The sequence below is a fragment of the Paenibacillus sp. FSL L8-0340 genome, from assembly GCF_038593145.1.
Lineage (GTDB): Bacteria > Bacillota > Bacilli > Paenibacillales > Paenibacillaceae > Paenibacillus_AQ.
The window spans coordinates 1,278,350-1,299,579 of the sequence record NZ_CP151967.1 but is presented as its reverse complement, the minus strand read 5'-3'; the positions used below and the strand labels follow the sequence as shown (position 1 = coordinate 1,299,579).

Here is a 21,230-nt window from a genome sequence, read left to right as displayed (position 1 = left end):
GCTCGCAAAACTTTAAGGAGGCGGTATAATGCTCATTGTCCTGATGTACATGTTCGCCGCACTGGGTGCTGGCTTGCTGCTGGCGGCAGCGGTGCTGCGGCATAAACTGTCCGATCCTTCGTCCGACTTGAACAAGCTGATCCATACACTGGCTGATTTCAACCTTAAATTCAGCAAGCGGTTCATCACTCCAGACAAATCTCATATCATTGCCCTGGATGAAGGAGGGAAACAGCTCGCTATCGGCATGTATTCCCCTGACAACCACGAAACGTCCTCAGCTGCCCTTTACACCTTTGATGTGATCTTAGGCTCTGAAATTGTTGAGAATGCCCTCACCCTGACCAAAGTCAGCAAAACCAGCCGGATTACCAGCAGTGGCGCAAAGACCGGCACAGGTAAAGTGCTGGATGCTGCCGCAGTCGACGGAACGACAAACAGACAGGAAGACGGAAAACCCGAGGAAATCATTGAGCTTACGCTTAAAATCTACCTCAGCAGTACAGATACGCCTGTGCTGTCTATTCCCTTTCTCCCAAGACAGGTACCGGCCAATAAATCGGACCCGGGATACTCCCAGGCCCTTATGGAAGTTCAGCATGTGCATGAGATGATCCGGGATATTGTCTCAGCATAGTACCGTACGGTCATCGTATTGCTTTCCAGCCCACCCTTGCTCAACCTGCCAATATCCTCGCCGTTCTACGGATTTCAACCGCAAATAGCGGGTTAAATCAAGAAATTCTTACGACAACAGCGGCCGGAAGTTCAAACATTCACCGCAGTTGCGTTCTATGCCCGGCGGGGTAAAGCTAAAGTTCAACTTATATAACTACCAGCTTGCGCGCTTATTGATATTCTTCATATCCGTATTCGTCCACTTGCCATAAATAAAAAAAGCCAGATTTGAAATGTCGGGGAAGTTGGAGCGGATTCCCTGTTGTACGTTTTTATACTGGACATCGGTCCAATCGGTATCCAACGCGGCGATGATTTCGGCATTGCCGATTTTTTGCCGGGTCTGGCTTAGTATACCTTCGCTGTCATAAACCCAGCTTTGCGGAAATTCCCAGTCGTCGAAATAGGCCATCGGAGAAACAAAATCCATGTATGGCATAAATTTGGCGGCATCCTGTCCGACTTCCACAAACTCCGGCGGCAGAATATAAGCCCCGAAAAAGAGCCCTGGCGTAATCCCGTCCAAATCGCTTTTCACATCACGCACATATTCCCCAAGCTTGGTCGTTCTCCACTCATTCCACTCCTCCCGTTTCGCATTATCTGAAGCAAAGTTAATAGTAATTGGATCATAGCCGTATTGATTTTTATACTGTGTTCTCGTGTAATCCCCCATATCCATGTTGTAATCGTCAAAGCGGAGCCAGTCCAGGACAATGCCATCAACATCATAATTTGCCGCAACTTCTTTGATGATGGAGCGCTCATAGGCTTGCACACCAGGATCGAGCGGATTCACGAAATATTCAGTGCCATTGGAGCCTGTAAAAGGTTTCACCTTGCCGTCCACAAGCGCGCGCATCTGCCACTCGCTGTTCTTGTCAAAGGCCGCACGGTCGTGGAACTGCGGAATCCATGCCCTCACCTGAATATTCTTTTTATGTGCCTCAGCAATAACATCCTTGACTGCGTCAAAATTGGCGTATCCCGAAGCAACCGGTGCAATCTTGCTCTTATAAAATGCATAACCGGACGGAATCTCCTCATCCTCATCCTGCTTCACACTCAAATTGATGACAGAAATATTGTTCTTTGCCGCATTGCTCACGAAGCTGACAACCTCATTATGGTTTTTGAAATTGGCGCCTGTCCGCACGATGATCTCGGATACAAAGGGCCCTGTTTGGGCAGAGGTTGTCTGGGCCGGAACACTCAGCATAAAGCTCAGCAGCAGCGCGGGCAGGGCCGTCAGCAAAGTCCGTTTTCTTTTACCTTTAGTCATTGTTTTCTCCGCCTTTCTATAATTAGATGGGGTGCAGATTAGATGTTATGAATTCCTTATTCCTCCTCCTTTCCTAGACAGACTGAGAGCTCGGAAAGCTTCTGCCTTATCCCTGTGTCCCGCCGCTATCGGTGAGCTCTGTATGATGAAAGTAAGGGATAGTGATTTGAACAGTTGTTCCGATTCCAAGCCGGCTGTAGAGCAAGACACCGTATGAACCGCCAAATTGCAGCTTGATTCTCTGGTCGACATTGCGGATGCCATACCCCATCTTGATCCCGCTTGGAGAGAAAATCTGCCGGATGGTTTCCTTGGTCATACCGATGCCGTCGTCAATCACCTTGAACACAATCCCTTGCTCGCCAGCCTCCGCCGTAATGCGGATATGAATGGTCTCCCCGTAAAAAGCATGCTCAAGAATATTCTCCACAAAGGGCTGCAAAATCAGCCTTACAGTATCAAAACCCAGCGCCTTCTGGTCGATATCGAAATTAAAGGTGAGATGATCCTCATATTTGATTTTCTGGATGTCAATATAGGTCTGTACATGCTGCAGCTCCTTCTCGACCGGAATCATCGTCCTGCCCTCATTCAGTGTCAGCCTGTAGAATTTCGCAAGGCCGCTGACCATCGAACGGATTTTACTGATCTCACCGAACTGTGCCAGACGGTTTATGGAAGAGAACGAGTTATACAAAAAGTGGGGATTGATCTGTGCCTGAAGAATTTCCAGCTCTGCTTCCTTCTTGTGCAGATTGGAGAGGTAAACTTCCTGAATCAGGCGGTTCATATTCTCCCCCATATTATTTAGTGCCAGGGAGATCTGATTAAATTCGTCATTTCCCCGGTAACTAAGCCTTTTATGTAAATCCCCTTCCTGAAAGGAACGGAGAACAGACACAATTTTGACGACACGCCGGGAAAAATAGCCGGACAGCAGCATACCTGCTGCGGAAAAGAAACCGATCATGATCAGGCAGACGAGAATGGTTACGCTTTTGACCTTCTGGATATCCTGCTCCAAAACTTCATTGGGGATATTGACCGCAAGCGTCCAGTTCAGCTCCTCAACCGGCGCCTTGATTTGCAGATAATCCTTGCTCTCCAGCAGTGCAATTTGCTGAGGTTTCACATTTTTATCCCCTGAAGAAAGGTGGATAATGTCATGATTTTCATTTTCTATATACACTGTGCTGCCCTTGCGGAACTTATCATCTTTCACGCTTTCAAGAAGATCGGCAATCTTGACGGTAATCCGGACAAAACCAAATGGACTCGGGGCAGTGGGCTCATACGTATCCATCAATCTTCGGAGTAAGGAAATATTCCCGTAGGACTCATCATCTTCGATCTGGCGCCACTGCATCGTCACCCCGTATTGCTCCCGGGGAAAACCGCTGAACCATGGCTTGCCCAGAATCCGCTTTTGGTGAAACAGCTGGTAGAACCTCCCCTTCCGCAGCGGGTCCATCCCTTCGTAAGAATAGTAAACCTCGGGTATAGTCTCATTCTGAATATACAGGGACAGTGCAATGTTGCGGTTAGAGGAATGCACCGTATTTTGCAGCATCGGGATTAAATAGCTCTGCAGCGTCTCAAAGCTGTACCAGCCGTCATCATAGCGTCTTAAGGAATCCGCCAGATTGCGGTCATAATACAGTGAGTCCGTCAGCCGCTTGGTATCCTCCACCTTATAACGGATATTATCCTGAATCTGCTGAAGCGTGCCCCGGATATTGGCCTTTGTCTGTGTTCGGATGGATTCAACCGCTGTGTTATAAGCAAAGGCACCGACAAAAGCAACCGGGACAATCAGCAGTACAATATAAGAAATCATCAGCTTGTAGCCGAATGACAGAAACCGTTTCTTTTGCTTCATAGGCCGCTGTTCTCCTTTGTTCAGCACTGCTTACGGTAATCCCCCGGTGTCATCCCATATTTGTCTTTAAACTGCCTGCTGAAATAAGTCAGGTTTTTATAGCCAACCCTTCCGGCCACCTCGAAAATTTTATATTGGGGATTCTGCAGTAAAGTGCAGGCTTTCTCCAGCCGCTTCTCCACCACGTAATCGCTGAAATTAATGCCGGTTCCCTGCTTGAACAACACGCCGAGATGATTCGGGGAAAAGCTAAACAGATTGCTCACATCCCGGAGTGCGATATTCTGGTCCAGATGCTTCTCCACATAGGCGCAGACCGATTCAAGCAGCTTATTATTTTTCTTTTGCTTCTTTACATGCAGTGTTTCAGAGATTTCAAATACCCTCCGGCGCAGCCAGGATTGGATATCATCCATGGTTTCAAATTTGAACAAAATGTCCAGGTTCTCCATTCGCATGCCCAGCATCTGGAATAGATTCTCGTTCAGTCCTGCCAGATAGGCATCCAGCCGGGAGATAATCTGAATGGCAAAGTTGTAGACGGTAGATTTGGACTTCATCCGGCGGACCAAGGCGAATACATTCTCAAGTTCATCGTGCAGCTGGACAAGCCTGTAATTCGACATTGCGGCAAACAGGGCATCCAGCGTCATTTCGAGACTCTGCACATCCTCCACGCTGCCTGACTCCAGCTCGGAAAATTGGATCAGACGGCTTTTGCCCGCAAGCATTTTATAATCAAGCGCCTGCTTCGCCTGCTGATAAGAGGTGTGAATTGAAGCGGTGGAAGCTGCTGTGCTGCTCAGGCCTATTGTGATGGTGACCGGAAACCGGACCCCAATAAGTTCAATTAAACCGCTGAGCAGCGCTTCACATTCCGCCAGTTCCTCCATCTGCAGTACAAGCGCACATTCACGGCTGGAAAGCCTGCACAGCGACCAGATCCGGCACTCTGTGCAATAATCCAATACCGTTTGATACAGCTGATTGACGATCTGCCTCGCTTCCAGCTCGCTGTATGCATTCAGCTTCCAGGCCACATCATCAATCTCAATCACGGCGACCCGCTGCGGAGCAGATGGGCTAATCCCGCACTGCGCAAGGACTAGGTCATCCATGGTTTCTGCTCCGTCCTGCTGGCCATCCAGCAGGCCAAGCAGCCTGTTATTCTTAAGTACAGGCAAGGTCTTATAGTAATCCGATTCCAGTCTCGACTGCTGGGCCTCATGATCCAGCTGGGCCTTCACCTTCTGCAGCACCTCGATCATTTCTTCATCCTCTACAGGCTTCAGGACATAACTCTGCACATTCAGCTCCATCGCCTGCTTGGCATAGTGGAAGTCTTCGTAACCGCTTACAAATATGATTTTCAGCTGTGGGAGCAGCTGCAATGCTTCACGGGACAGCTCCAGACCGGACATAATCGGCATCCGGATATCGGTGATCAGAATATCAACATGATGATTCTGTATATAATCCAGCGCAGCGAAGCCGCTGCTCACCACCGCTGCTACATTCATCTGCAGATCCTTCCAGGGTATAAAGTGCTGCATCCCTCTTAAATCCAGCACTTCATCATCTGACAGCAATACGTTATACATGTTTGACCTCCAATCCGGCCGTGTGATCAAAGCCAACACTTTCTATTGATCACATCATATAACATTTCATTTTTACCGTGTTGCAAAACCTTCATCCTCATTGCAGAAGTCTACAAATCGTTGTTCTTATCAGTGTTTTTGCCGGAACGGTTCCTATACTATGAATTTCAGCAGAGAAATTTGCAAAGGAAGTGTTCAGATGAAAAAAAGTATCGTCACGTCTTCACCACCGGGAGTCCCTCCGGGCGTACGACCGGAAGCCCGCCGCAAATCCTTCTGGTTCAGATTCTCCAGGCAGCTGGATCTTCAACTGATGGTCATCCCGGCAATGATTCTTATCGTGATCTTTTCTTATCTGCCGATGTACGGGGTGCTGATGGCTTTTCAGGATTACGATATTTTCCAAGGATTTCTGCACAGCCCATGGGTAGGCTTCAAGTATTTCCAGATGTTCTTCGAGGCACCCGAATTCTGGACTGTCATGCGCAATACGATTGTGATTAGTGCCCTGAGACTCCTCATCGGATTTCCGGCACCTATACTGCTGGCGCTTATCCTGAACGAAGTGACTCACTCACGCTTCAAACGGATGATCCAGACCATCAGCTACCTGCCCCACTTCCTGTCCTGGGTCATCGTGTCCGGATTTGTGACCTCCATGCTGGCAACCGACAACGGAAGCGTGAACATGCTGCTGCAAAAGCTGCATTTAATCAGCGAACCTGTCAATTTCCTGTCCATTCCCGGCTACTTCTGGGCTATCCTGATCGGAACAGGAATCTGGAAGGAGATCGGTTTCTCCGGCATCGTATATCTGGCCGCCATTGCCGGCATCAATCCCGAAATTTACGAAGCAGCCTCCATCGACGGAGCAAGCCGCTTGAAGAAAATTTGGTACATTACTCTGCCCGGTATTTCCGGCGTAGTTACGATCTTCATGATTCTCGCAGTTGGCGATATCTTGAGCGCAGGCTTTGAGGACATCCTGCTCCTGGCCAAAAACCCTGTACTTCAGGACGTGTCCGATGTCATTGATACTTACGTCTACCGCGTTGGTATCCGCAACTCGCTTTTCTCCTACGCCGCCGCAGTCGGTTTATTCAAGTCGATAATCAGCGTCTTTTTGCTCACAGTTGCCAATCGGATAGCCCGTAAACTGGGACACAGTCTGTGGTAGTCTTCGGCATCGCAACTACACATTGAAATGCAGGTGATCACGGCATGAAAAACAGCTTTTCTGACAATTTGTTTCTCAGTCTCATTTACTCCATGCTCATTCTCATGGCTTTTGTAATGTTGTATCCGTTCTGGAATTCGATCGTCATCTCATTCAACGTGGGTTTGGACACGACGCGAGGGGGGATCACCTTTTGGCCCAGACAATTCACTCTGGAGAATTACATTGTAGTGTTTCAGGATAAGCGGCTAATGACAGGCTTCCTTATTTCCGTACTGAGAACAGTGATTGGCACAATCCTATCCATTGCCTGTACATCAATCTTTGCCTATGGCATGTCCAAGAAACAGCTCATGGGACGGAAAGGGTATATGATCCTGTGTATCATCACGATGTACTTCAGCGGAGGATTGATTCCCTCCTTTCTGATTAACCGCGAGCTGGGCCTGATGAATAATTTCTGGGTCATGATTGTTCCGAATATAATCAGCGTCTGGAACATGATCATTTTCCGCACGTTTTTTCTCGAACTTCCGGAAGGATTGGAGGAATCGGCGAAAATCGACGGCTGCGGCCACTTCGGTATCTTTTTCAAAATTGTCATCCCGATTTCGGGTCCGGTGATCGCCACACTCTCTCTATTTGCTGCAGTATGGCACTGGAATGACTGGTTTACGGCCAGCATTTACATCACTTCCGGGCATCTGCTCCCGATTCAAACGCTGCTTCAGCAAATCCTTAGCTCCAACATTATGTCTGAACAGATGATGCAGACCAATGCAGCCGCTCAAGGCCACATGGCCCGGCTCCAAAGCGTCACAACCAAATCGCTCACCATGTCCACCATGCTGGTAGCAACGGTACCGATTTTGCTCGTTTATCCATTTTTGCAGAAATATTTTACCAAGGGCGTCATGATCGGTTCCATTAAAGAATGAACTTGGATAAGATCGGTGTAGCAATCATGGCTCACGGCTTATTCTTGATAAAAAACAATCCCATGGGGGTATGAAGATGTCCATTACAAAAAAATCATTCCTGCTGCCGGTATGTATGCTGGGTATAAGTATCATGCTTGCCGCATGCGGTGGAAACACCGGTGAAGACGGGGCAAAACCAAGCAACAACACTGCCGGGACTGATTCATCTAAACCTTTTGTTTTCGGAGAAACTCCGCTCACCTTTTCCTTTTTCGGCAATTATGACTGGTATACGATGAATCCTTGGGGCCAGGATCCGGCGACTAAATGGATTCAGGAGAACAAGAAAGTAACGGTCCAGTCGATCCAGTCCGGCGGTGCGGCTCTGCAGAAATTCAATACAATGATCGCTTCCGGCGAGTACCCGGATGTCATCTGGGGAGACCGCGGAGCCGAAGTAGAAAAGCTGAGAAAAGCAGGCAAGCTCGTTGCGCTGGACCCCTATCTTGATAAATATCCTAATCTGAAAAAATGGGCGGGAGAAAAAACAATCAATATGCTCCGCTCCGAAGACGGCAAACTGTACCAATTTCCGAATTGGTACACGAAAAATCCGATGGGCAACGGTGGCTACGCTGTAAATAATAAAATCTACAAGGAACTCGGATCGCCGAAGCTGGAAACCTTTGATGACCTGTATGCCTATCTGAAGCTGGTGAAAGAGAAATATCCTGACATTATTCCATTCGAGGTCGGGATGCTGGGTCAAGGGATAGACTTTCTCTACGCCGGGATGGCGGAAGACCGGAATGTCGGGCAGGTCTCTCTGCGTGTGGTCCCCCAGGGGAATGAGCTGAAATCCCTCTTCAGTGATCCGGTCTACCGCGAAACTATGGTGTTCGCCAATAAATTGTTCCGGGAAAAGCTGATTACCCAGGATGCCATCACGCAGACCCGCGACCAGGTCAAGGAAAAGGTGAATAATGGCCGCATAGCGATCTACGGGGATTTCGATACCACCGTTATCGGCACGGAAGCGAACAGCATGCTGCGCGCCAAAGATCCTGAAGGCGGATACACGATGATCTGGCCTTTGCATAAAGCCGGCGTAGATCCGAAGAAGGTATGGGTCAACGAATTTGATTCTCTTGGCTGGAATGTCAGTGTCATCACAACCCAGGCTGAGAATCCAGAAGGTATATTTGCCTATCTGGACTGGCTGACGGGCGAGGAAGGGGAGCGTATTATTTTCTGGGGGCCTGAGGGCATGTACTGGCAGGGCACCAATGAGAAAGGCGCACCCGTCTATACAGAAAAATATAAAAATGAAGCCGAGGAGCGTTCCAAGCTCATGGCCATCTGGGATACGTTTCAATGGGCAGGAAATACAGCGTTTATTGATGGAGCCAAGGCTGAAAATGAAATGAGTCTGCCTGAAGATAAGCGCGACTGGGCTACGGTCTCCCAAACCACAATCGCCTGGAAAACCTCCTTTGATGCCACGGAATTCGGCAATATCCAGCCCCTTCCAGATTCAGAAGAGGGCATGATCATGCAGCGTGTAGCCGATATCGCCGATAAGGTGCGGGCTAAAGCCTTGTTCGCCAAGGATGAACAGGAAGTGATTGCCCTGCTCGACAAAGCCGAGCAGGATGCCCAAAAAGCCGGTTATGATAAGCTCCTGAAGTTTGAAACCGGGAAATGGCAGGACAATATTAAGAAGATAAAAGGGAATTAAACCATCCCGCTATAAAAAAACAAGGGTGTTCCCTGCCATGTAAATGGCGGGACACCCTTTGCTTTGTCAGGATGAGAGTGGAAATACATCAATGAATACGGCTGTGGTCAGAATCAATTGGCCCAAGGAATGGACCGAGGCCGCGCGTTTAAGCTTCAGTGAGTTTAAGGAGATCTACCTTGCCTGCATTCAGCTTCTCAATAATCGCCAGCAGAAAGGTCTCTGCCAGACTATTCTTTTTGATCTCCCGGGCTGCTTCTTCAAATGTGAACCACATCGCTTGATCCACTTCGGCACTCATCCGGCTCAAGTCTTCCGAATCAGCCATGCTTATAAAGTTCAGCATCAGCGTATTGGACGGCTCAAAATAAAGGCTGCGCATATATTCATAAGCCACGATATCCAGCCCTACCTCTTCCTTTACCTCGCGGATAAGGGTGGCTTCCGCATTCTCCCCTTTGTTGACGTAACCTGCGAGCAGGATGTAATCCGGCCGGTTATACTGCTTGATTAGCAGAATCTTGTCCATTTCTTTGTTCAACACTGCGGTACTGATAGCCGTGCTAAAAACAGGAAACCGGAACATTCCGCATGCCTCGCAAAAAGGGACCAGCCCCTCCCCGCCGCATTCTTTCAAGATCAGCTCAGTTCCGCATTCTATACAATACTTCAAGAAACATCTCTTCCTCTCCAAGTACACTGAATTCTATTCTATTATACAGATCCAGGGATATGTAATCGCTAGGTAAAATTTTAGGAATTCACGTTCTGAGGGGATTTTGGGACAGGTTTTTGTTATCCGGTGTGGAATAAGAAGAGTAGCCTGATTCATCGGGCTCTATTAAAAAACAACTTGGAGGGACTGCAAACAATGAATCCGCTAATTAACTTTGCGCATCGCGGCGCATCCGCTGTGTGTCCGGAGAATACGATGTCAGCATTCCGCAAAGGTCTTACCCTTGGAGCGACCGGGATTGAAACCGATGTACAGATGACTAAGGATGGCGCACTGATTCTGATTCATGACGAAACGCTGGGCCGCACGACAAACGGCAGCGGGAATGTGAAAGACCACACGCTTAAAGAACTGCTTGCCCTGGACGCGGGATCCTGGTTCGGGGAAGAATTCAAGGGAGAGCTGCTTCCCACCCTCGAAGATCTTCTGGATCTGCTCAAGGATAGCGATACGGTGCTAAATATTGAACTTAAGAACGGGGTCTTTATGTACCCGGGGATGGAGGAAAAGGTTATTGCCGCCGTGCGGGAATTCAACATGAGTGAACGCGTCATATTGTCGAGCTTCAACCATTACTCCCTGGCTCACTGCAAATCGCTTGCACCGGAGATTCGCACCGGGATTTTATATGGAGAAGGCTTGTACCGCCCGTGGGATTACGCGGCCTCTCTGCAGGCGGATGCGCTGCATGCCTATCATTTCGCTGTGCTGCCGGAGTTTGTCTCCGAGGCGGCGGAGCATGGCATCGCCTATCATCCTTGGACCGTGAATGATCCGGAGCGCATGAAAGAATTAATCGCTGCCGGAGTGTCAGGAATCATTAGCGATTATCCGGACGTGCTGGACAGACTGCTTACTGCCAAGGGAGTGTGATGGGGTGAAGAAAGTCTGGCTGCTGGGTTTCGGGTTTTTCAGCATCAGCATTACATGGAGTTTGTATAATGCGTTTGTACCTTTTTTCCTGGAGAAATATGTACACAGTGTAGCCTTGATCAGCTTCATGATGACCATTGATAACTATTTCGCCCTGTTTCTGCAGCCATGGATAGGCAACCGCAGTGACCGTACGGTGAGCCGTTATGGGCGCAGAATGCCTTATCTGCTGATCGGAATGCCGCTGGCTGCCGTACTGACGATGCTGATCCCGTTCCACACCGGGCTGTTCACGCTACTGCTCTTTATGATGCTGATGAACCTGGCCATGAGCCTGTACCGTTCGCCGACCGTCGCGCTGATGCCGGATATTACGCCGGATAAGCAGCGCACCAAGGCGAACGGACTGATTAACTTCATGGGAGGGATTGGGTCGATTCTGGCGTTTGGCGTCGGCTCATTCCTCTACAAGGCCAGCCCGGCATTGCCGTTCATTGTTGCCGGTCTCATCACGCTGCTCTGCCTGTTCATCGTGTCACAGTTCATCAAGGAGGAACGGGATGGGGTGAACAAAGAAGCCGGACTGGGTACAGAAGAAGCCACAGGTTTATCCGGAGATTCGCAACGCAGCGGTAACATTCCACGGGTCAAACCTACACGCATCTCCTTAAAAAAACAGCTCGACCGGACCACAGTCTGGCTCTTAGCAGCCATCTTCTTCTGGTTCGTTGCTTATCAAGGTGTAGAGACACTGTTCACATTGTACGGCAAACATCACCTTGGTCTCAGTGAACAGGCAGCCTCCTTCTCGCTGACGTTCTTTTCCCTGGCCTTCGTAGTATTTGCGATTCCCAGCGGCTGGCTGGGCGGGCGGTTCGGGAAGAAAAAGATGATTGTCACCGGAGTATGCGGACTGATGGCAGTTTTTTCCCTCGTGGGATTTGCGGAGAATTTACTTGTGCTGCGGATTCTGCTGCTCCTTGGCGGGATGTTCTGGGCCTGCATTAATATCAATTCATATCCTTATGTAGTAGCGACAGGCACAGAGGAAAGCATCGGCACACGCACCGGGATGTATTATCTGGTCTCCTCGCTGGCCGCCATCACCTCCCCACCGCTGCTTGGGCTGATGATTGATCTTACCGACTACTCCATCCTGTTCTATGCGGCAGCGGTGAGCATGGCAATAGCCCTGCTCTGCCTGTTCCTGATGAAAGGACGCAGCAAATTGAATTAATTGGCTTTGGAGCTGCCTGCCCAATTGACTGATTGAAGCGTGTTTCCCTGCTTGTGTATGGTATATCGGCCCTTTCCGAGCTGCTTGGCGCTGTACATTGCCGAATCGGCTTCCTTCAGCAGCCGCATCGGGTCGATCCTGCCATGGCTCAACGTAATGCCAATGCTGACTGAAACAAACAGTTCATGCCGCTCCAGACTATAAATGCGGGTCGTTTGCTCCAGAATCTGCATAGCCAGCTGCTCCACTTCCTTACGGCCGCAGCGCTTGGCGACAATTACGAATTCATCCCCGCCGTTCCGGAAGATATGCCGTTTGCCTTTGGAGGTGAACTGTTTCAGACTGCCGCCGACGGCCTGGAGCAGCAAATCGCCCACATGATGGCCAAGTTTGTCATTGATTGACTTGAACCGGTCCAGGTCAAGGAACAGCACCGCAAGCTGCTCGTTCGGTTTGCAGTGGTCCCAAAAGTGATCCATCCCGTTTTTGTTCAAGAGGCCTGTCAAGGTGTCCCTGTAGGCCAGTTCCTTCAATTGCTCTCTTTCGGTCAGGATCTGGCGAAGCTTAGAGAACAGATACGTCAGAGCCAAGAGAGTCAGTGTATACAGTGCCAAGGAGATAAACAGGCTGCCCTCAGCCTGTTTCAACCCGGACTGTGACTGCTTGCCCAGCCAGTGCATTCCGTATAATCCGCCGCTGGTGATCAGTATTATCAGGCTCGTGCGCACAGCACGGGCTCTTTGATTTTTATAGGTGAAATTCCGGGTCAGCCGGAGAAGGCTGTACACAGTCAACGCTGCGATGAGAACCGAAAATAGAGCCAATATATAATTACGGGCTTCTTCCATCATAATGCGCACTCCCTTTTACATGAAAATAAATCTGGTTAGTCGGCTATAAGCTTATTATCGGCAGGCACGGACTGATCCTGCATGGAATGTTTTGGAAGGGGCCGTCTGGATAAGGTCTAGCTCTCCATATGCTTCACACAGTTATACAGCTCGCAGGCCCAGCCGCTGTCCTCTTTAACGATGCGGGTGACAGAGGTATTCTTCAGCAGCACGCTGACATCCAGTCCGGGAACCAGTCCGGTCAGGCTGCTCCGCAGAATCGCGCCGTGGCTGACAATCAGGATGTTGTGGCCGGGATGCTTCAATGCAATCTCTTCAATCGCCTTGCTCCCCCGTTGCTTGCCTGACTCATTGCTCTCCAGCCCGAGGTCCAGCGACTTCCATCCTGTTCCCCAGCGTTCCACCCGCTCTTGCTCCGTGGTGCCCTCAAGCAGTCCGCCGTTCATCTCCCTAATTCCCGGAATCACTCCCGCTACCTGCAGGCCCAGCTTCGCTGAGATCACCTCTGCTGTCTGTCTTGCTCTCAGCAGGTCGCTTGAGTAGATATAGTCCCACTGTTCTCCGCTGAGACGCTCTGCTATAGCCGCCGCCTGCTGAAGTCCCTCCTCGTCCAAAGGGTTATCCGTATACCCCTGTATCCGTCCTTCTTTATTCCAAGCTGTGCTGCCATGCCGAATCAAGCCGATTCTTGTCATTGTTGCTACCCGCCTTTATGAAGAATAAGTAAGCTTACTTATAGAATGAACTTAATCACTACACAAAAGGGCAAAAGCGGCCGGAAGTCCAAATATTCCCTGTAGCTACGTCCTCGCCAAAATGGAAAAATCTTAAATTCAATCTATTTAGATTATAAACGAACAGTCCGGAAGATGCATGCGCCACCGGATATAAGAATCATCAGTTGATCATTATTCTACCTGCACTGAAGCCTAAGTAATTGACGGTTAGACTACCCTTATACGATAATAAGACCCGGTGCTTCATTCTGGAGCATGTTCCAAATTCATCCTGCATGGCAGATTATGCTGCCGCCACTTAAAAGGAGATACTGTTCATCATGAAAAAAATCGTCACCCTCATTCTTACCCTGCTTCTCCCGCTTTACGTCCTTCCTCCCGCATCATCAAGCGCCTCTGCGGCGCCTGCGTCCAAGCTCGCAGTTTATGTGGACAAGGAGAATCATGCTTACATTCCACTGCGTTTCCTGAATGATTTTGCCGGCATCCGGTCGATCCTCACTCCTGGCGGAACGATAGAAATTACAAAGGACGAAGCTTCCCTCCGCCTGATTCCGGGCTCGGCGAAGGCCTCCGTGAACGGCAAGGCCGTAACCTTGAGTGAGCCGGTCTTCAGCGGCAGCGGCACGACGTATGTTCCGCTGTCCCTGGTCAGCCAAACACTGGGCCTTCAGCTGAAGTGGAATCCGCAGGCTTCGTCGCTCACGCTGACAGCGGACGAAACTTCCGCCACCTTGCCCGTGCACAGCGGAGCACTCCTTAAAGCGGAATCCCCGGCGGTAGTCAGCGGCAAACGCACCTTTAAGGTCGGCAGCCGCTCCTTTACAGTGCAGACAGTCACCGCTTCCCTGCTCCATCCCTCGGTCAAGCTGGATGTAGTGCTTGCCGGCAACACGGTCGGCAAGACGGAGTCACTTGGCAGCATTGCCAAACGCAGCGGTGCTCTTGTTGCGATCAACGGGACCTACTTTGATGCCTACACTAAAGGGGCATACAAAGTCCCTTACGGTTATATCATCAGCCGCGGAAAGATGCTCAAGAACGGCGCTGGAGAACGGCGGGCCGTATTCGCTTATGACCGCAATCTATTAGCAGAGCTGATTCCTGGCACTGAATTCGCATCGCGCTTCCAGAGCGGGACCATCGAAGGTGCGCTTCAGGCCGGCCCCCGGCTGCTGGTTAACGGGAAGGTAGCGGTGGATGTGACCGCCGAAGGCTTCCGGGATCCCAAAATCCGCACCGGCGGCGGAGCCCGCAGCGCGCTGGGCTTGACGCGCGACCACAAGCTGATTCTTCTGACCACCAGCGGGGCTACCATTTCGCAGCTGGCGCAGATTATGAAGCAGGCCGGTGCCTATCAGGCCATGAATCTGGATGGCGGCGCCTCCAGCGGATTGTATTACAACGGCAAATATTTGACAACACCGGGACGTCTGATCAGCAATGCGCTGGTCATCAAAACCCGTTAATCCATCCTTCCGCAACATACAAGCAGCCTCCCGCAGCCGGATCTTTTTCCGGCAGCCCGGGAGGTTGTTTGCGTCTGAATCCTGTTTTGCATAAATTTCCCTTAGCATGTTACTGTAATACTGGACAAAGGAGTGAATTCATGGAAACGATTCTGATTGTCGAGGACGACGCCAAGCTGGCAGACCTGCTTAGCAGTTATTTGTCAAAATATGATTTCCATACCGTCATCGTAGATGATTTCAATAGAGTGCTGGAAACCTTTGAGGACAGCGCCCCAAGCCTGGTGCTGCTGGACGTCAATCTGCCGAGATATGACGGGTTCTATTGGTGCCGCCAGCTTCGCAAATCCTCACTCTGCCCCATCCTTTTCATATCTGCCCGCGACAGCGGCATGGATCAGGTCATGGCGCTGGAGAACGGCGGCGACGATTACATTATCAAGCCATTCCAATACGAGGTCGTGCTGGCCAAAATCCGCAGCCATCTGCGTAGAGCTTACGGCTCTTACGCCCACAGCCAGGAAGAACGCAAGCTTCAAGCCGGAGGACTGACGCTGTATCCGGAGCGTTATGTGATCCAGCACAACGGCCTGTCCGCTGAGCTTACACAGAAGGAAGCTGTCCTGCTGGAAGCGCTCCTGCTGAAGGAAGGGCGCGTCGTCTCCCGTGAACGGCTGCTGGACCTGATGTGGGAGGACCAGCATTTCATCGATGATAATACACTTAATGTCTATATCACCCGCGTACGTAAGAAGCTCAAGGATCTTGATCTTGACGACATCGTAGAAACCATAAGAGGTGCCGGCTACCGGCTCAGCCTCTCCGGAGAAACACCATGAGGCTGTTTCTTAAGGATCACCGGCCGCTGCTGCTCTTCTATCTGCTCCAGATGATCCTCATCCCCGTGCTCTACTGGGTTACAGGCGAATACAGACCCTTCTCGATTGTTTTATACGGGATGGCCCTCAGCTTTGCAGTTCTCATTCTATATCTGGGCTTCCGGTATGTTCAGCACTATAAGCTATACACCCGCCTGAGCGGACCCGGCGGAGCCCCGGGGGAACAGCTTATTCCCCTTGACGATGCGCCGCTGCCCGAAGCGGTGACGGAAATGATGCAGCACAACCACCGCTATTATCTGGACCAGCTGCATTCCCATACCCGGCGGATGGATCAGCATATCGATTTCATCAACCGCTGGGTCCACCAGATGAAGACGCCGCTTTCCGTCATCCAGCTTACCCTTCAGGATTTGGAGGAGGATGCTGCCAGCAGCATCCAAGAGGAGGTAGAGCGGCTCCGCAAGGGACTGGAGATGGTTATTTACACCTCCAGGCTGGAGCGCTTTGAGGATGATTTCCATGTTCAGCCTCTATTGCTTCGCAAAGCCGTAAGCGAGACCGTCGCCGATAACCGCAGGCTGTTCATCCGGCGTGGAGTCCGGGTAGACATTACCATTGACGATGGACTATCTGTATACAGCGACGCCAAATGGCTGAGATTCATGCTGGCCCAGATTCTCGTCAACGCCGTAAATTATACTGCCGGGACAGGCAAGACAGTAACCATTTCCGCGGAGCAGACAGGAAACGGGAGCATCTTACTGATTAAGGATCAGGGCATTGGCATCTCTCCCGAAGACCTGAAACGGGTGTTCAATCCTTATTTCACCGGAGAACGCGGCCGCCAGTATCATGAATCCACCGGGATGGGCCTCTATCTGGTCCGTGAGATCTGCGCAAGGCTCGGGCATACGGTAGAGCTGCAATCCCGGCCCGGCGAGGGGACCACAGTTCGCATTACTTTCGGAGGAGCAGTTGATCCTCCTCGCGGCTGAACTACAGCATCCGCTCAGCTTCCTAAGACTGGCTGGAGCTGCCACAAGCTTCACAACCGGGAGCATTCCGCCCGCCATGACCAAATGGCCGGTAGAGTGCTCTCTTCTTCATGTCTGCTAATCTCATAATGCAGTCAGAATAAGGAATCCGCTCCCAGGGGATAATACAGAAAATCATCCAGAATCCAGCAACGAGGAGGAGTATCGATGCCAACCCATCTGCAGCAACGCCGCAAGAAAGGAACAGATCCCGCCAAGGCTTCCGTTCCTGCAACGCTGCCTCTTCACCCCTCATTAGATATTACCTTGCAGGAAATTACTAAGCGGATCGGTCAAAGCTCCGATGTTGTTTTCCGCAGATTCACTAATGAATCTTTAAGCTCCCTCTCTCTTGCTTTTATATATATCGACGGACTCGTTAACGCAGATGCCGTCAACCAGACGGTACTGCAGCCGCTGATGGAGATGGTTGCTCCCAAGAGCGGCGGTATTACCGCCAAGGACGCCTTCAGCCTGATTAAAGATCAGATGCTGCCGGTCGGGGGCGTCAAGGAAGGCAAAACGCTGGAAAGTCTGCTCCCCATGCTCTTCGAAGGCTATACCCTCATTCTGTTTGAAGGACTTCAGGTGGCGCTGGCTGCCGATACCTCCGGCTGGGAGAAAAGAAGCATCAACGAACCAACCTCCCAAGGTGTCATCCGCGGACCCAAGGAAGGCTTCACAGAGAGCCTGCGGACAGGCACCTCTATGCTGCGGCGCAGACTCAAAACCTCCGATCTTAGAATAGAAGAGTATAAGATCGGGCAGCGCACTCAGACCGGTGTGGCGCTCATCTACCTGGAGGGTATCGCCAGCGAACAGGTACTGGCGGAAATCCGCCGGCGCTTAAACGCCATTGAAACCGACAGCATTCTGGAGAGCAATTACATCGAGGAATTTATTCAGGATGGCGGACTGACTCCCTTTCCGACCATCCAGAACACGGAACGTCCGGATGCGCTTGCCGGAGGCATTCTGGAGGGCCAGGTCGGAATTATTATTGACGGGACTCCCTTTGCACTGCTTGCCCCCTCCACTTTCTTCAATTTTTTTCAGTCGAGCGAAGATTATTATCAGCGTTATGATATTTCTTCTTTCCTGCGGCTGATCCGGTATGCTGCTTTTTTTGTATCCATGCTGCTGCCGGCCTTGTATATCGCCGTGACTACCTTTCACCAGGAAATGCTGCCGACAACCCTGCTGATCAGCCTGGCCGCCCAGCGTGAAGGTGTACCGTTACCGGCACTGGCAGAAGCGCTGCTGATGGAGCTGACTTTCGATGTGCTGCGCGAGGCCGGGGTCCGTATGCCGCGCACCATCGGGCCGGCGATTTCTATCGTTGGGGCACTCGTGCTGGGACAGGCCGCCGTTCAAGCCGGACTCGTCTCCGCAGCCATGGTTATCGTGGTGTCGTTCACCGCCATCTCTAACTTTGTCATCCCGTCCCTGGCTATCGCCAATTCGATCCGCCTGATCCGGTTTGTCATGATGCTGATCGCCGCTACCCTTGGCCTGTTCGGCATCATGTCCTTTTTGATGGTGCTGCTGATTCATTTGGCCGGACTGCGTTCCTTTGGTGTACCGTACCTGTCCCCGGTAGCTCCAATGACTCCGCGATATTTGAAGGATATCTTTATCCGCGTTCCGCTCTGGAGCATGACCATGCGGCCAAAGACCAATCTGGGCAAAGAAACGCGCAGACAAGGCCCGGATCAAAAGCCGCAGCCCCAAGAAGAGGCGCAGAACAATCAGCAAACCAGGCAGCCGCAGGGGGAGGATCCCAGTTGAACGGTAAAATCGGCACCACCCAGACAGCCATGCTGATCGTCAACACTATCTTGCCGACAGCCACCGTCGTGCTTCCTGTCATCATTGGCAACTACGCGGAGCAGGACGCTCCGCTGGCTATTTTGTTATCGACTCTGGCCGGGCTCGTGTTCGCCACGATTGTCGGGACAGTCATCCGCTACAGCAAGGGCGCACCTTTTCTGACCTGGATTGGCGAGAAGAGTTCTCCTGTTGCTGCTACGATTCTGGGCCTATTGATGCTTCAGTTCTATCTGGACACATCGGCTACCATTTTGCGCGAATTCGTCAATTTCATCAAAGACAATGTACTCATCGACACCCCGGTCACCGTAATGACCATCCTGATTCTGTTAATTACGATTTATATGGTCAGGCAGGGCCTTGAGTCCATCGCCAGAGTGAACAGCCTCGTGCTGCTTCTGTACTTTTTCTTCGTGCCGCTCTATCTGTTCGGGCTGTACCGGGACATGGATGTGCACCAGCTGCTGCCGGTATTTGATCACTCTCTGGCCTCCTTGACACTGGCCGGTATAACACCGGCTACCTGGATGTCCGAAGTCGCGGTGCTGCTGTTTCTGGCTCCTTATTTGCAGAATCCTCAAAAAGCGCGCATCGCCGGCTGGGCAGGACTTCTCTTCGTTGCTGTGCTGATGATGTTTTCGCTCGTAATGACACTGATGGTGTTCGGGTCCGAATTCATCAAGCTCAGCACATATCCGGGTTTTTCCACCGCCGGGGTCGTTCATATCGGCAGATTTATCGAAAAGCTGGATATTCTATTCATCTCCTATTGGGTGCTGTCCATCTATCTGAAATTCTCGATCTTTCTGTTTGCGACTGTCGAATGCTTCAAACAGACCTTTCGTGTAAACAGCAGCCGGCCTTTCATCGGGGCTCTGGGTCTGATAATCGCTTTAGAATGTCTCTTTACCTGGCAGAGTGCAGACCAATTGAATCTCTACAACAAGGAAGGGCGTTTCCCGGTCTTCTTCCTGTTCAATGTACTTGTTCCGCTAGCTGCGATCCTGCTGCACCGGCTCCGGAAACCGAGATCCAAACGAAAGGGGTGGGAAACATGATGCAGCAGCAAAACACCGAACCCTATTCTGCAAATCCCGCGAGACCTCTGGTTTATGCCGCAAAAAAAACGCTCCGCCTGGGACTGTGCCTCCCCCTCCTGTCGACTTTGCTGACGGGGTGCTGGGATAACCGGGAACTGAGTGAGCTGGGCATTACCTCCGGTTCGGCATATGACTGGAAGAATAACGAGTGGAAAGCCACATATCAGATCATCAACCCATCTTCCGGCGCCAGCAGCATGGGAGGCAGCGGGGGCGGGAGCACCAGCTCACCGCCGTTCGTCACCTTCACAGTAAAAGGCCGAACGATTATGGAAGCGATCGAAAAAACCAATCTGACCAGTACGCGCGAAATGTTTTTTTCCCATTCTCGCATAACCGTAATTGGAGAATCTCTGGCCAAACACGGCATCAGTCAACTAATCGACATGTTCCTCCGCAAGCAGGACGCCCGGGAAACTGTATATGTATTTCTATCCAAAGACGATGCCGGAGATATTCTGGACCAGCTGATGCAGCTGACCAAAAATCAGGGAGCCGGTATCCAGCTCATGATTGAGCAGGAATCGAAGCTGCTCTCCTTTTATCCCGGCATCCGGCTGTTTGAACTGGCCATGGCCCTGTCCTCCGAATCCGGAAGTGCCGTGCTGCCGGAAATCCGCCTCACTGGTGACCAGATCATGGATGAAACCAGCGAGACCGGTCGGACCGACCTGCCTTCACGGCTCGAGCTGGGAAGGCTCGGTGTCTTAAAAGGCGAAAAACTGGTAGGATGGCTAACGCAGAAGCAAGCCTTCGGCTTGTCGTTTCTGACGAACAAAATTGATACTGCCACCATCGCCTTCGCCTCCCGGCCCGAAATCAGCGACAAACCGGACGCCTCGTTCATCCTCCAGAATTCGACCACTTCCGTTCATCCCATCTGGGATAAAGATCACTACATCATGGATGTGAATATCAAAGGAAGCGGCGTATTGACGGAGCTTGGAAGCGTAATGGATTTGAATGACCGGGCTTCCATTACGGGGATGGAGCGAGCCATTGAACAGCATATCCTGGAACTCGTGGGCAACTCATGGAGTGAGGTCAAGCGGCTGGGAGCGGACGTCACGGGCTTTGCCGTGAGGATTCACCGCAGTGACCGTAAGCGCTGGAAGCAGATTGAGAAGGACAAAAGCTGGGACCGCATATTCCAGAATATTGAGATCAAACCGCATGTTTCGATCCAAATTGAACGGAGCGGACTCAGCAACAAATCCTTTAAATCCGTCCAGCAGAAGTAAAGGGG

The 21,230-nt window shown here is 51.0% G+C and carries 18 protein-coding genes; 12 read left to right on the top strand and 6 right to left on the bottom strand.

All coding sequences use genetic code 11. The features are described 5' to 3' along the window. The first annotated feature begins 28 nt into the window (after positions 1–28). Positions 29–637 (top strand): hypothetical protein, encoded by a 609-nt coding sequence (locus NST07_RS05900; RefSeq protein ID WP_342481204.1) that lies wholly within the window; start codon positions 29–31, stop codon positions 635–637. Between the two features lie 195 nt (positions 638–832). On the opposite strand, the gene NST07_RS05895 is transcribed toward NST07_RS05900, so the two are convergent. The 3 genes from NST07_RS05895 to NST07_RS05885 form a co-directional block, all read right to left on the bottom strand. Continuing rightward, the gene (locus tag NST07_RS05895; protein WP_341090247.1) at positions 833–1,960 is read right to left on the bottom strand and encodes a family 10 glycosylhydrolase; all 1,128 of its coding nucleotides are present in this window, start codon (positions 1,958–1,960) and stop codon (positions 833–835) included. A gap of 106 nt (positions 1,961–2,066) precedes the next feature. Continuing rightward, positions 2,067–3,839, bottom strand: a complete 1,773-nt coding sequence (locus NST07_RS05890) for a histidine kinase (protein WP_342481203.1) — start codon at positions 3,837–3,839, stop codon at positions 2,067–2,069. A gap of 20 nt (positions 3,840–3,859) precedes the next feature. Then, positions 3,860–5,440: a response regulator gene (locus NST07_RS05885; protein ID WP_341377496.1), complete on the bottom strand. Its 1,581-nt coding sequence runs from the start codon at positions 5,438–5,440 to the stop codon at positions 3,860–3,862. A 313-nt stretch (positions 5,441–5,753) separates the two neighbouring features. Here NST07_RS05885 and NST07_RS05880 point away from each other — a divergent pair, with 313 nt between their 5' ends. The 3 genes from NST07_RS05880 to NST07_RS05870 all read left to right on the top strand — a co-directional run bounded on the left by NST07_RS05880 (position 5,754) and on the right by NST07_RS05870 (position 9,275). Then, positions 5,754–6,617, top strand: coding sequence for an ABC transporter permease subunit (locus NST07_RS05880; protein ID WP_341380327.1), 864 nt, complete (start codon positions 5,754–5,756; stop codon positions 6,615–6,617). A gap of 44 nt (positions 6,618–6,661) precedes the next feature. Continuing rightward, a complete protein-coding gene (locus tag NST07_RS05875) occupies positions 6,662–7,555 on the top strand; it encodes a carbohydrate ABC transporter permease (protein WP_341090240.1) in 894 nt (297 codons plus the stop codon). 76 nt (positions 7,556–7,631) lie between these two features. Continuing rightward, a complete protein-coding gene (locus NST07_RS05870) occupies positions 7,632–9,275 on the top strand; it encodes an extracellular solute-binding protein (protein ID WP_341090238.1) in 1,644 nt (547 codons plus the stop codon). A 148-nt stretch (positions 9,276–9,423) separates the two neighbouring features. Here NST07_RS05870 and NST07_RS05865 read toward each other — a convergent pair whose 3' ends face one another. After that, the gene (locus NST07_RS05865) at positions 9,424–9,948 is read right to left on the bottom strand and encodes an NUDIX domain-containing protein (RefSeq protein WP_341377494.1); all 525 of its coding nucleotides are present in this window, start codon (positions 9,946–9,948) and stop codon (positions 9,424–9,426) included. Between the two features lie 198 nt (positions 9,949–10,146). On the opposite strand from NST07_RS05865, the gene NST07_RS05860 reads away from it, so the two are divergent. Together NST07_RS05860 and NST07_RS05855 are read left to right on the top strand one after the other, a co-directional pair. Then, on the top strand, positions 10,147–10,884 hold the full coding sequence (locus NST07_RS05860) for a glycerophosphodiester phosphodiesterase (protein WP_341090232.1): 738 nt from the start codon (positions 10,147–10,149) through the stop codon (positions 10,882–10,884). A 4-nt stretch (positions 10,885–10,888) separates the two neighbouring features. After that, complete coding sequence (locus NST07_RS05855) at positions 10,889–12,121, top strand: SLC45 family MFS transporter (RefSeq protein ID WP_341090230.1); 1,233 nt, start codon at positions 10,889–10,891, stop codon at positions 12,119–12,121. Here the strand turns inward: NST07_RS05855 and NST07_RS05850 are convergent. Beyond that, a complete protein-coding gene (locus NST07_RS05850) occupies positions 12,118–12,972 on the bottom strand; it encodes a GGDEF domain-containing protein (protein ID WP_341090227.1) in 855 nt (284 codons plus the stop codon). The two genes, NST07_RS05855 and NST07_RS05850, sit on opposite strands and share 4 nt — an antisense overlap. Before the next feature lie 116 nt (positions 12,973–13,088). Continuing rightward, positions 13,089–13,667 carry a histidine phosphatase family protein gene (locus NST07_RS05845; protein ID WP_341090226.1) on the bottom strand — a complete coding sequence of 193 codons (579 nt, stop codon included), beginning with the start codon at positions 13,665–13,667 and terminating at the stop codon, positions 13,089–13,091. Positions 13,668–14,029: 362 nt separating this feature from the next. On the opposite strand from NST07_RS05845, the gene NST07_RS05840 reads away from it, so the two are divergent. The 6 genes from NST07_RS05840 (at position 14,030) to NST07_RS05815 (ending at position 21,225) form a co-directional block, all read left to right on the top strand. Continuing rightward, the gene (locus NST07_RS05840; protein ID WP_341377492.1) at positions 14,030–15,178 is read left to right on the top strand and encodes a phosphodiester glycosidase family protein; all 1,149 of its coding nucleotides are present in this window, start codon (positions 14,030–14,032) and stop codon (positions 15,176–15,178) included. A 140-nt stretch (positions 15,179–15,318) separates the two neighbouring features. Then, positions 15,319–16,017 (top strand): response regulator transcription factor, encoded by a 699-nt coding sequence (locus NST07_RS05835; protein ID WP_038586809.1) that lies wholly within the window; start codon positions 15,319–15,321, stop codon positions 16,015–16,017. Then, on the top strand, positions 16,014–17,015 hold the full coding sequence (locus NST07_RS05830) for a sensor histidine kinase (protein WP_341090220.1): 1,002 nt from the start codon (positions 16,014–16,016) through the stop codon (positions 17,013–17,015). The genes NST07_RS05835 and NST07_RS05830 overlap by 4 nt, the downstream gene beginning before the upstream one ends. A 207-nt stretch (positions 17,016–17,222) precedes the next feature. Further along, positions 17,223–18,842 carry a spore germination protein gene (locus NST07_RS05825; protein ID WP_342481202.1) on the top strand — a complete coding sequence of 540 codons (1,620 nt, stop codon included), beginning with the start codon at positions 17,223–17,225 and terminating at the stop codon, positions 18,840–18,842. Beyond that, positions 18,839–19,942 carry an endospore germination permease gene (locus NST07_RS05820; protein ID WP_342481201.1) on the top strand — a complete coding sequence of 368 codons (1,104 nt, stop codon included), beginning with the start codon at positions 18,839–18,841 and terminating at the stop codon, positions 19,940–19,942. The genes NST07_RS05825 and NST07_RS05820 overlap by 4 nt, the downstream gene beginning before the upstream one ends. Beyond that, positions 19,939–21,225 (top strand): Ger(x)C family spore germination protein, encoded by a 1,287-nt coding sequence (locus NST07_RS05815; protein ID WP_342481200.1) that lies wholly within the window; start codon positions 19,939–19,941, stop codon positions 21,223–21,225. The genes NST07_RS05820 and NST07_RS05815 overlap by 4 nt, the downstream gene beginning before the upstream one ends. Positions 21,226–21,230 lie beyond the last annotated feature (5 nt).